The organism is Planococcus sp. TJ-301, assembly GCF_058268475.1.
Window position 1 is genome coordinate 605,068 of sequence record NZ_JBZDOH010000001.1, and the last position, 12,025, is coordinate 617,092.

Genomic DNA, 12,025 nt, shown 5'->3' on the forward strand with positions numbered 1-12,025 from the left:
CCGTTCCCTCCTCTTTTTAATTACTTTTTTCCAAACTTGTGTTCGCCGCTGAAATTTATTAAAATGGATGTGAAAGGCGGGCTAAAAGATGAGATTAGTGAATTGGAGCTACGCGAAACGCTATAATATCAAAGCTATTTTTGACGAGTTTCCGCATGTTGTCGTCTGGTTTCGCCAAATCGGCGGCTATTATTTCATCTATACGATGAAAGGCCTGACAAAAGAGCACATCCCGGAAAGACGTGATTATGTACGAATGGAATATTTGCTGAATAAGGATTTAGGCATGCTGGAAGCTTATAAAGAGCGAAAATATAAAGTATGATCAATTAAATTATGAACTATACATCAATACATGGTAAATCAAATAGAGATATTCCGCAAAACAGTCCTCTAAAACAGCTGCTTCTGTCTATGCATCGCTATGCTAGCTTCAATACATGAAAGTGCGCTGGAGCGAAATGAAAAGCTTCAAAGAAATATTTAAAGCCATTGCATTAAGTTTATCCCAGACTGCAGCCGAATGCTATCGATTTCAGAGGGTTTCATGGTATACTATTCTTATTGTGAAATTTGGGAGGTACGTAAAAAATGATAGCAGTAAATGACGTAAGTCTTCGCTTTGGCGACCGTAAACTTTTTGAAGATGTAAACATCCAATTCAACCCTGGTAATTGCTACGGGCTGATCGGCGCGAACGGCGCCGGCAAGTCAACATTCATTAAAATTCTGTCAGGTGATATCGACGCACAGTCCGGCAATGTATACATGGGTTCAGGTGAACGCCTTGCAGTTTTGAAACAGGATCACTTTGAATACGAAGAATTCCCGGTGCTTGAAACAGTAATCATGGGCCACAAGAAATTATACAAAATCATGGCTGAAAAAAATGCCATCTATATGAAAGAAGACTTTTCAGATGAAGACGGCATGCGTGCTGCAGAGCTTGAGGGCGAATTCGCTGAATTGAATGGATGGGAAGCAGAGTCCGAAGCCGCTATCTTGCTCCAAGGGCTTGGTATTTCAGAAGAGCTTCACGATAAGAAAATGGCTGAACTATCGGGTTCGGATAAAGTGAAAGTGCTTTTAGCACAAGCTTTGTTTGGCAAGCCTGATGTCTTGCTGCTGGATGAGCCTACTAACCACTTGGACTTGAAGGCAATTCAATGGCTGGAAGAATTCTTGATCAACTTTAACAACACAGTCATCGTAGTCTCGCATGACCGCCATTTCCTTAACAAAGTGTGTACGCATATTGCAGACTTGGATTTCGGTAAAATCCAGTTATACGTGGGCAACTACGATTTCTGGTACGAATCAAGCCAATTGGCAACACGTTTGGCATCTGACCAGAACTCGAAAAAAGAAGAAAAGATCAAAGAGCTTCAAGCCTTTATCGCCCGTTTCTCTGCCAACGCTTCTAAATCGAAGCAGGCGACGTCACGGAAGAAAATGCTCGATAAGATTGAACTTGATGATATCCGCCCTTCTTCCCGCAAATATCCGTTCGTCAATTTCACTGTCGGCCGCGAAATCGGCAACGATGTGTTGACAGTAAAAGACCTAAGCCAGTCAGTAGACGGCAAACAGCTCTTGAATAACATTAACTTCAATATGGGCAAAGATGATAAAATTGTTTTGATCGGCGATCCGCTTGCTAAATCAGCATTGCTTCGCATCCTTGCCGAAGAAGATCAACCCGCTTCAGGCTCAATTCGCTGGGGTGTAACAACTTCACGCGCTTACTTGCCGATTGACAATGCCGCTTATTTCGAAGGCAGTGAACAATCGCTGGTGGACTGGCTGCGCCAGTATTCTCCGGAAGATGAGAGCGAAACATTCTTGCGTGGTTTCTTGGGCAGAATGCTATTCTCCGGCGAAGAAGTGAAAAAGAAACCTTCCGTCCTATCCGGCGGCGAAAAAGTACGCTGCATGCTGTCGAAAATGATGTTATCCCATTCGAACGTCCTTTTGCTTGATGAGCCGACCAACCACTTGGATCTTGAATCGATTCAAGCATTGAATAACGGCATGATCGTTTTTAAAGGCGCTATGGTCTTCACTTCTCATGACCATCAATTTATCCAGACAGTTGCAAACCGCGTAATTGAAATCCGTGAAGACGGGACAATCTTTGATAAACAATTGACATATGACGATTTCCTGGAATGGAAAGATGCACAAGGAATTCTAAGCTAATACGCAAATAAGCCCGCAGCTCTTAAAATTAGAGCTGCGGGCTTATTTATGTCTTTTTTATTTCATGAAGCGTTTTACTAAACGGCCTGCGGGAATCTTGGAAACGACTTTACTGCCTGAATTTGAAATGCCGCGCACTACAGACAATAGCTCTTTGTCCCCTGCCCAATGTTCTTCAATCACTTCAGCTGGGAATTTGTTCAGCAATGTGTTGACGATGAACACCGCTACTACGACATCATCCAAGAACCCTCCTGGCCCTACCAACAGCTCTGGCAGGAAATCAATCGGCGCGAAAAAGTATAAGATACCGGCTCCGATTTTGCTTTTGCTGGAAGCATCAATGCGGCTGTCCAACATCAACCTGCTTAGCAAATGGAAGAAGTCCGGGGCAAATAAGACATATTGCCCTAATTTTCCTACTCCACCTGAACGGTTGTCGAGCCATTTTTGGATTCTGCTTCTTAGTTTTTGGTAGAAGTCATCTTGCTCTTTCGGATTTGGAAGCGGTTTTTTCAAATTATCGTTAGTCATGTATGTTCCTCCTGCATCTCATGTGTATTTTCCAGCCTTTTTAGAATTTCAATGTGACGTTTGTGGCAATGCGCTCTTTTTCCGGATTTCCTTCAACTGGGATGAAATCCACCTGTTGGCCTTCGTTCAGCACAGAGAAATCCCCGATGTTGGAATGCTCAGAATGCGTATAGAACATTTAACCATTATCGCCTTTAATAAAACCGAAGCCTTTTTCCTTATCGAATGACACTACCGTACCTTGCATATAAAACCCTCCTAAAGGTAACTTATTCATTACATGATTTATACCCTTAAAAGGCTGTTTCTTAAACTAATGGTTTTCCGGGGTTTTTCGGCAATTGAGAAGCCATTAAAAAGACCGCTCAACTTGAGCGGCCCCACCTAAACTTTTTGATTGATTATCAGTTTACACCGACTGCTGAGAATGCGGTTTTGACACTTGCCACTTCAGCGCTCGAAGCTCCGTAAAGGTCCGTTGCCGCCTGGATGGTTGATGCACGGTAATGGCTGTAATTCGAGCTTGGCGTCAAGTATTGCGTCAACGTGCGATAGAAGATATCAGCTGTCTTGTCGTTTCCGATGCCTGTGACTGAAACGCCGTAATGCGTGCCGCCGTTAGCCAATAGGAATGCGGCTTTATTGCTGATACCTGAGTTGATGTGGACGCCGCCATTATCGCCTGTCCCTGTATAGCGTTTAGAATAATGGTCCGGATCGCCATTGAGCGTCGGATCCGCCATCGAACGGAGTGCGTCTCCCGCAGTTCCTGGCGTATAAATGTCTTCACCAATCAACCAGTCCGGATTATTGTTGGCCGCGTACTCGACAATCGTCCCAAAGATATCGGACATCGATTCATTGATGGCCCCTGATTCATTTTGGTAAATCAGATCAGCGGTTGTGTCCGTAACAGCATGCGTCAATTCATGGGCAATAACATCCAACCCGCCTGACAATGATGTGAACTGGACGCCATCCCCATCGCCGTATACCATTTGCGTTCCATTCCAAAACGCATTATTATAGCTTCGGCCATAATGCACAGTCGAAATCAATTGTGCACCATTGCCGTCGTAGCTATTGCGGTTATGCTGTTCTTTGTAATAATCATAGGTTTCAGCTGCGTATGCGTGCGCATCAACCGCTGCTGCGTCATATCCGGCATTATAAGCATTGTCCGCATCAAGCCATAACGTGCCTGGCAAGCGTGTACGGTTGCTGGCATCGTATGTGAAAATTCCGCCGCCGCGAGTTTTGTCCACTAGGTATGATCCATTGCTGTTAATCGTTGTATTGAAAGATTTCGTATCACCTAATACTCCTTTGCCTGTTGCAGTCGAACTAGTTCCAGTCGGTGCTGTTACGCCGTTTGTCGGTTTGGCTTCATGGATTTGGTTAAACGAAGTTAAGACCTTGCCTGTTTTCGCATCGATGAAATATTGGTAATTCCCTGGTGATGGATAAAGGAATTGGAATTCAGTGCTGTAAGCGTATTTTGCTTCGCCGCCGTCTACGTAAATTGTCAATTTCGGTCCTACTTGCTTATCGATTTTCACATCATTGCCAATCTTTGCCTTTAAGTCGGCTAAAGCGACAGCTGCAGCTGCAGCCGGTTTAACCGTAGCACCTTTTTTCAATGATGCTTTATTGAACAATTCAGGTACCAAGGTTCCTGAAACAGCTGTCAAAACACCTTCTTCATTGACAGTAGCCGATAGGACTGAACCGAATACAGGAACGCCTTTGAACATCTGTTGGACCTTCAGATTGGTCATGCCAAGTTCATCCGTCGTTTCGCTTGCCACTTTAAAGCCTGCTGCTGCGCCTTTGCCGGTTTTATACAAACTTGCTTGTTTTTCTAAGTATGTAAAGACGATTTCTTTTGCAGCTTTATTTGATGGAACCGTTAATTGGCCCGTGATTAGATCAGCCGTTTTGCTTTTTTCGTTCATATGCACTTTTTCAGATACGGCATTCGTTGGAGAGGCATAAACTGATGCAGAAGCTGCGGATAAGGCTAGTGCAGCTGCCAGGCTTAACGTCAGTAATTTTTTCTTTGTCATGAAATGGTTCACTCCTTTTATGTGCCACCGTTTCTTTCGGGGTACTTAGAAGCATAACCTTTTAAGTATTCTGAATAAATAGGAAGCTATAACTGTTTTATATTACCTGATAAGTGTTTATTGAATTACAATAAAATGAGTTTTCAAACTATTCTGGAATTAAACAGGTTTATTTTACTATTTAGCTTTTTGGACGCAGATAATTTTCTGACAATTATTAAGAATCCTTATTAACGCTTTCAACAACTTGATCTTATTCGTCTGTTTTCTTTTTGCGTAATCAATTTTTTTTGCAAACAAGCGTCCTTTTAATGGGCTCTAAAATGGATATATCCAAAAAAAAAAGACCCGCTCATGAATGAGCGGGTCTTGGGAGATTAGGCTTTTACTACGTTAGTAGCTTGAGGTCCGCGGTTGCCTTCCTCTACTTCAAACTCAACTTTTTGTCCTTCATCAAGCGTTTTAAAGCCTTCGCCTTGGATCGCTGAGAAATGAACAAAAACGTCGTCTCCGCCTTCAACTTCGATGAAACCAAAACCTTTTTCTGAGTTAAACCATTTTACTGTACCTTGCATGTAAAAACCTCCTGAGATTAAAAAAATTTTCAATATGGAATTTTTCCATAAAAAAATTCACATATTCAAAAAAGTACCATAACGTGCTGATCACTTTTTTGAATAGGTGAATAGCTGTTTCTGGTGAGTTCTTTAGTTCTTAAGTCTATTATAACAATAATAACTGAGAAGTCAAATAAATCTAAAAACTTTTTCATCGGGCTTTGCACCTACTAGATAGTGTACCAATATACACGCTCATCAACTATTATCTACGAAATCTGACTTTTCTAATAATATCATCAATTATTTTTCAGTGTGCAGCTGGATTATTCCATGATATACCTGGAGATCCTCTTCGCAGTCCGGGCACCATTCAAGATCTCCTTTTTTCCAATAAACGTCGAAATCTTCCCCTTTTTTCTTATGCTCAGGATATGTTGTGCGCAGTGAATCCGCCAATTCGTTTTTAAAGCGGATTGCTTCTTCTATGGTAGTAAAAGATTTTCGCTGTACGATATCTTGCTCCCATCCTTCCAGCATCCACCATGGCTCGTAGAAGCTTTTCACATAAATGATTTCATGCATTTCATCAACTCCCATTTTTCTTCCTATTATTCATTGTGCCAAATAATCGTAATTCTGTCCAGAGCTTGCAGGCATCTCAAGCAGCCCTGAAGTTTGTATTGCCTTCTCCTAAGCTGTAAAATATGAGGTATATGGAGTGAACTTGAAACTTTTCACCCGCTGAAACGTATAAATGAGCAGGAGTACTAGGAGGTTATATTTATGAAGCCTGTTGAAAAATTCATCCAACGGCAAACAATCAGCCTGCCTTTGATGACCGTCATGTTCCCCATCTTTTATTTAGGGGCTGAAATTGGGCTAATAGCCTCTGGGGCTGTTGCAGCTGGAACTTATCTGGCCAGCAACACAACGATCAAGCAAGTCCAGATAACTTCCGATTCGAAAAAACTGGGTATGACACGCAGTGAATACAAGCATGTCCGTGTCCAGATCAAAGAAGCCCGAAAAAAAATAAAGCTTTTGCAAAGCCAGTATTACCGGGTGCGCTCCATTTCATCATTCAAGCAATTGATGAATATGGTGAAAGTGTCCAACAAAATCATCATCCAAGTGCAGCAAAACCCACGGAAATTCTATTTGGCTGAACCCTTTTTTTATTCCCATTTGGATTCTGCCCTGGAATTGACCGAAAAATACACCATGTTGGTCGGGTTGCCGGTCAAAGACCATGAATTAAAAGCGACTTTGCAAGATACGCGGGAAATGCTGACGTCCTTAAACAGCGTTATTGAGCGCGATTTAAAGCTCACGCTGTCTTCTGACGTAGAAAAACTACGGATGGAGCTCGATTACGCCCGTTTGACTGTCGATCAGCATCAGAACCAGAAATTGCTTCACCAATTACCTGACGCCAATGAAGGAGAAGTGGACCATGACACAGAATCGATCAAACCAAAGTGAACTGGATGATTTGCTCGGCAACCCTTTCGGCATGGAAGCTGTTAAAGAGCAGCCCAATTTGCCAGCCAGTGAATCCGGTAAACCTCAAGCGCTAATGGAGCGTTTGACGAAAGACGAGCAGGCAAAAGCCCGAGAACTGGCTAAACAGATTCCTGCCGGCAATTACGAAGCGATCCTGACATACGGCGCGAACGCACAAAACCAGCTCAGCCAGTTTTCGCATAAAATGCTCGACCATGTCCAGTCGAAAGACATCGGCCCAGTCGGTGATGTGCTTAATGACTTGATGAAAAAGTTGAAGGAACTTAATCCCGAAGAATTGTCCCAGAAGAAACGCGGCGGTATTCGCAAAATATTTGCGAAAGCAAAGTACTCGGTCCAGGAAATGATGACAAAATACCAAAAACTCAGCACGCAAGTCGACCGCATCAGCATCCAGCTCGACCATTCGAAACGCGGCTTGCTGGATGACGTCCAAATGCTTGAGCAGCTTTATGACCAGAATAAGACTTACTTCCAAGCATTGAACGTCTATATCGCAGCTGCCGAAATCAAGCGTGATGAAATTCTGACAGAAACCATTCCCGCTTTGCGCAGGAAAGCCGAGGCGTCAAATGACCAAATGGCTTATCAGGAAGTCAACGACATGGCACAATTCCTTGACCGGTTGGAAAAACGCTTGTACGATCTCCAATTGTCGAGGCAAATCACCATCCAAAGCGCACCGCAGATCCGCATGATCCAGCAGACCAACCAGACGTTGGCGGAGAAAATTCAATCTTCGATCATGACGTCTATTCCCCTTTGGAAAAACCAAATTGCCATTGCGCTGACATTGAATCGCCAAATGAAAGCTGTCGAAGCGCAAAAACAAGTGACAGCGACAACGAACGAATTGCTGTTGAAGAATTCCGAGATGCTGAAAGTGAACTCGATTGAAACGGCGAAAGAAAACGAGCGTGGCATCGTTGAAATTGAAACTTTGAAACAGACCCAGGAAAACTTGCTTAATACAATCGAAGAAACCCTCCGCATCCAAGCTGAGGGGCGCAAAAACCGTAAAGCGGCAGAAATCGAAATCGGCCGCATGGAAGAAGATCTGAAGCAGCGCCTTCTTGCCATTCAGGACGACCGTGAAGGCAAACAATAATAGCATAACCATAGAACGGCTGGAGAATAAGGGATTCCTTTTTCTCCAGCCGTTCTTTTATGTGAAAAATTTTAAACCGATTGGATGATCAAATGCAACGTCCGCTTCAGCAGCCGCAAAGTCTGATCGACAAAATGATCGATCGAGTCGGCACTGACGGATTTATTGCCATACATCATTCGGTAAAAAGCGGCCTGTTCATCAGAAATCGTTCCGTTGCTCAAGAACAGATGTAGCACTTCAATGTTCTGCTTTTTCGCTTCCTCTACGGCATTCGCTGTATCGACAACACCGTTTTCCGCGTAATTATAGGCAGATGGGTCACCATCCGAGAAAACCAGCAAAAAGCGGTGCTTTTCCTGGCGGCTGCGCAGGCGGTCCGACATCCAGCGGATAGCAAAGCCATCCCGGTTGTCTTCGTGCGCTTCCATGGACGCGATGGCATCCGCATGGTCAAGCGTACCATCTTCCATTTTATGCATCCACTCAAAATAATTAGGCTGTCGGTCATCACTTGCTTCGTAAGCATCTTCGTAGAACAGCACAATTTCATGAGGCACACCAAGTCCGCGCAAAACATCATGGAACAGCAAGACAGCTTGTTTCGTTTCGTCTAATTTATCGATCATCGATGCAGAGCCATCAATCAACAGGCAAAATACAGCATCCAATTCCTTTGACGGCGCTGATTTGCGGTAGAATGGCTTGGGCCGGTCTTCTATGACGAGCGGCAGCAAGTTTTTCGACAACCGTCCTGCATTTAAATTGGTTCTAACGGATTGCTGTTTTTGCATCATGCGTTTTTTCAATTCGCGCAGCAGCGATTTTACATAAGGCGCTTGTTTGCGCCGCCATTCTTCAATCTGCCCCCGCTGCCCGGCGGCGATTTGGATGCGGGATTCCGTATAAACGACTCGATTATTGGCATTGCCGAATTTTGTGCCAGCTTGTTTTGCGGCACTCGCCATCTGCCGGTCATCCGCTGTGTTGTCTTCTTTATGTTCTCCGCGCGAATCGCCTTTTGCGGTATGCTCCACTTCCCCGCTGCCGTCTTCTTCACGGCCGCCTTCGGCATAGCCTGAACCGCCTTCTTCAAGTTCAAATTCCATCGCTGCCGATTCGGAAGGTTCCGATTCCCGATGCCATGACTGGAACCACTCTTCTATCGTATTTATCTTTTCTTCAACTTCGCTTTGATCGGGCTGAATTCCTTCGTGGTAGCGGAATGGCTGATTTTTTCCGATCGTCTCCCCGAATGTATAATAGCCGTGGACCAAATCCTCTTCAAATACGTATTCCAGCCGGTCCATCATCGCTCCAACGACTTCAACGGAATCGGCTGTCGACTGAGCATCGAACATTCTGCTCCACATGAAAAAAAGCGGTTCCCATTCTTCCGTATCCGCAATGTCAATGCTGCGCAAGCGCAGATAAGCAGCATTCAGGAAGGCGTCCGCTGCAAAACCTTTCTGCCGATTTCCTTTGTAACGGTCTTTGTGGTAACCAGCATATGTCTCTTCGCGGATCTTAAACGCTTCAGTAGTACCGGGACGCGCTTTCTTGATTTTTTCGCTCAGCCTGAATTCTTCCGCGCATAACAGCAATTGTTGTTTCAATTCAGGCAGCGGTGAATTTTTGCTGATGAATGTGCGCCATGCATTTACATCAAAATCCCGCCAGAATCCCGCGGCCATCAAATAGATATCCGATTTGTATCCCAGGCGTTCAATATGCTGTGCCCTGTGGCGCCAGAATACACTGATGGATAACGACGATTCCGAAGGGCGGAATTCAACCAATTTGCGCGTCGTCACTTTCAAGTACGGCGCATCAGCCAATGCTCCCGCAAGCATTTCCATCCCGTGCAGCAGCTTTGTATCGATGGTTTCATTATTGAATTGGATAAATCGGTTGACCGAAGCCATTCGCTTCACCTACTTCTTCCAAGTATGGGCCAGGTTCATGAACAATTCCCGTTCACTTGCATCTTCAAGTTTTTCCGCTATGGCATAGCGGATTGCCCGCATCGGGTCCATATGCTGAGAAAGCGCTGTTGCGTCAAGCAAGCTTCGGATCGACGCAGCTTCTTCTGATAGCAATCCATTTTCCACTTGCTTCATCAAATCCGCAGCCAAATTGAGGATGAATTGTTTCAAGTCGGGATCGACGCCGGGAAATTCACGGTCCCAAAGTTTCCGCAATTGGTCGCCAGCCAAATAGGGAATTGGATATGCGATAAAACGGTTTTTTAACGCTTCGTTCATCGGCGCCGTCCCAATATAGCCTTCGTTGATTGCTGCTATGACTCCAAAATCAGGATGGGCTTCTATCACTTCCCCAGTGAAAGGATTTGTCATCATCCGGCGGTGGTCAAGTGCACTGTGAAGAATCGGCAACGTTTCCGGCTTCGCCATATTTATTTCATCGATATATAAAAATTGGCCTTTTTTCATCGCCGTAACGACCGGCCCTTCGATAAACTCGATCCGGCTTTCTCCTTTATGTTGCACCAGGGTTTTAAAACCGAGCAGCGCTTCTGCATCTAAATCCACCGAACAGTTGATGCTTTGCATTGGCTGGCCGTAGGCGGCGGAAATGCTTTCTGCAAGCTTTGTTTTGCCAGCCCCAGTCGGTCCTTTCAATAAGACTGGTTTGCGAAGCACCACAGCTGACAGGATGTCATGCCATAAATCAGCATCGGGTGAAATATAGCCGCCTTCTGCAACCAGTTTTTCATAGCCGGTATGGTCGCGATTTTCTCTGCTTTGAAAATCTCTTTCGATAAAATTCATATTAGTCCCTCTTTCCATGAAAAAAACCGATGAAGCATCATCGGCAGTTTTTTATTGGCTAGCTCTAACGGCCAGATTCTCGGGTCATAAGCCAACCCAGCTTTGTGGCAAAAAGCGCTGCTTCGGAAATTTATCAAAAACCGATTGCTCCTGTCTCTGTCCCTGCAACGCTTCGCTAGCTTCGGGACATGAAAAACCGTTGCATCGCTTCGCTAGCTTCGAGACATTAAAATACGTTGCAGCACTTCGTACTTCGTCGCAAAGTTCTGGCCAAATGGATTTGCCCAGAACTTGCCTGTCGAATCTAAACGGCTGTTTCCGCTTTTCTTATTCGAAATATGTTTTGTAGAACCCGCCAACTTTTCCGGTGTTGTCTACAACGAAAATGAATTCATCCGTTTCGTTTTTTACTTCATAGGTTTTTCCAACGGTCAATACGTTGGAAACCAGGAATTTAGCCGCGTCGGTATGCTTGCAAGTTATCGTCCGGATTGTTTCTTTCGTCAGCCAGTCATTGTGAATCACATAAATCATCCTTTTCTATAAGTCTATAAACTTCAGTATAAGGAAACTCTGTGCAAAATTCAAACCCCTTCAGCTGCGCTGTTTTTTTGAAAGCCAGAACATCCGTATTATAGACCCGGCAACGACCAGCAGTGACAACGTCAACAAGAAGCCTTGAAGATGGCTGATAATCGATTCGTAGGCATAAGGGAACGTGCGCCCGATGTTGAAGTAGATAAACATCCATACAAAGCCTGCAGTGTATGCGTAAAGCGCATAATGGCCAAAGGGATAGCGGTTTGCACCGACGACATAAGGCATCGCCCAACGTATACCGGGCAAGAAAAAGCTGAATGATATCGCCATCTTGCCATGCTTGTCCAAAAAAATGGAAAAGCGTGCGATGGTTTTATTCAACCACGTCTTTTCTAAACGGTGCAGCAGACGCTGCCCGAATATGCGGCCCAGCATATAAGCAAATGTGTTGCTGCTAATCAGCCCTAGGTAGGCGGCTAAAAAAGCGTATATCGGTGTAAAATAACTGATTTCCGTCAACATGCCTGAAAAAGCGGCGGCGGCTTCGTTCGGAATTGGCAAGCCGAACAACAGCAGCCAGTTGAATGCGAACATGCTGATATAGCCGTATTCTATTACTAACTCCATTAATCGGGATAAATCCATCGGCATCGGCCGCCTTTCGGCACTCATCTCTTACTATCATCCCAAAAAAAAGACACC

Annotated in this window: 13 protein-coding genes; 4 read left to right on the forward strand and 9 right to left on the reverse strand. The window is 44.6% G+C overall.

The window, feature by feature from the left end; all coding sequences use genetic code 11:
- Positions 1–88 precede the first annotated feature (88 nt).
- Entirely contained in the window at positions 89–325 is a 237-nt protein-coding gene (locus tag AC4EHJ_RS03060) for a hypothetical protein (RefSeq protein WP_490974119.1), read from the forward strand.
- A 266-nt stretch (positions 326–591) separates the two neighbouring features.
- Positions 592–2,199: an ABC-F family ATP-binding cassette domain-containing protein gene (locus AC4EHJ_RS03065; protein WP_490974120.1), complete on the forward strand. Its 1,608-nt coding sequence runs from the start codon at positions 592–594 to the stop codon at positions 2,197–2,199.
- 57 nt (positions 2,200–2,256) lie between these two features.
- On the opposite strand, the gene AC4EHJ_RS03070 is transcribed toward AC4EHJ_RS03065, so the two are convergent.
- From AC4EHJ_RS03070 to AC4EHJ_RS03090, 5 genes are all read right to left on the reverse strand, one after another.
- Entirely contained in the window at positions 2,257–2,733 is a 477-nt protein-coding gene (locus AC4EHJ_RS03070; protein WP_490974121.1) for a YkvA family protein, read from the reverse strand.
- A 40-nt stretch (positions 2,734–2,773) separates the two neighbouring features.
- The gene (locus tag AC4EHJ_RS03075; protein WP_490974122.1) at positions 2,774–2,911 is read right to left on the reverse strand and encodes a hypothetical protein; all 138 of its coding nucleotides are present in this window, start codon (positions 2,909–2,911) and stop codon (positions 2,774–2,776) included.
- 226 nt (positions 2,912–3,137) lie between these two features.
- Positions 3,138–4,799, reverse strand: a complete 1,662-nt coding sequence (locus tag AC4EHJ_RS03080; protein ID WP_490974123.1) for a M4 family metallopeptidase — start codon at positions 4,797–4,799, stop codon at positions 3,138–3,140.
- 377 nt (positions 4,800–5,176) lie between these two features.
- On the reverse strand, positions 5,177–5,374 hold the full coding sequence (locus AC4EHJ_RS03085; protein WP_490974124.1) for a cold-shock protein: 198 nt from the start codon (positions 5,372–5,374) through the stop codon (positions 5,177–5,179).
- 285 nt (positions 5,375–5,659) lie between these two features.
- The gene (locus AC4EHJ_RS03090; RefSeq protein WP_490974125.1) at positions 5,660–5,941 is read right to left on the reverse strand and encodes a DUF1033 family protein; all 282 of its coding nucleotides are present in this window, start codon (positions 5,939–5,941) and stop codon (positions 5,660–5,662) included.
- A 201-nt stretch (positions 5,942–6,142) separates the two neighbouring features.
- Between AC4EHJ_RS03090 and AC4EHJ_RS03095 the strand changes: the two genes are divergently transcribed.
- Together AC4EHJ_RS03095 and AC4EHJ_RS03100 are read left to right on the forward strand one after the other, a co-directional pair.
- The gene (locus AC4EHJ_RS03095) at positions 6,143–6,841 is read left to right on the forward strand and encodes a 5-bromo-4-chloroindolyl phosphate hydrolysis family protein (protein ID WP_490974126.1); all 699 of its coding nucleotides are present in this window, start codon (positions 6,143–6,145) and stop codon (positions 6,839–6,841) included.
- The gene (locus AC4EHJ_RS03100; RefSeq protein ID WP_490974127.1) at positions 6,813–7,991 is read left to right on the forward strand and encodes a toxic anion resistance protein; all 1,179 of its coding nucleotides are present in this window, start codon (positions 6,813–6,815) and stop codon (positions 7,989–7,991) included. The genes AC4EHJ_RS03095 and AC4EHJ_RS03100 overlap by 29 nt, the downstream gene beginning before the upstream one ends.
- 71 nt (positions 7,992–8,062) lie before the next feature.
- Here AC4EHJ_RS03100 and AC4EHJ_RS03105 read toward each other — a convergent pair whose 3' ends face one another.
- From AC4EHJ_RS03105 to AC4EHJ_RS03120, 4 genes are all read right to left on the reverse strand, one after another.
- Entirely contained in the window at positions 8,063–9,916 is a 1,854-nt protein-coding gene (locus AC4EHJ_RS03105) for a vWA domain-containing protein (RefSeq protein WP_490975608.1), read from the reverse strand.
- A 9-nt stretch (positions 9,917–9,925) separates the two neighbouring features.
- Positions 9,926–10,783: an AAA family ATPase gene (locus tag AC4EHJ_RS03110; RefSeq protein ID WP_490974128.1), complete on the reverse strand. Its 858-nt coding sequence runs from the start codon at positions 10,781–10,783 to the stop codon at positions 9,926–9,928.
- A gap of 327 nt (positions 10,784–11,110) precedes the next feature.
- A complete protein-coding gene (locus tag AC4EHJ_RS03115) occupies positions 11,111–11,308 on the reverse strand; it encodes a DUF6501 family protein (RefSeq protein WP_490974129.1) in 198 nt (65 codons plus the stop codon).
- A gap of 69 nt (positions 11,309–11,377) precedes the next feature.
- Positions 11,378–11,968, reverse strand: coding sequence for a DedA family protein (locus AC4EHJ_RS03120; RefSeq protein WP_490974130.1), 591 nt, complete (start codon positions 11,966–11,968; stop codon positions 11,378–11,380).
- Positions 11,969–12,025: the final 57 nt, after the last annotated feature.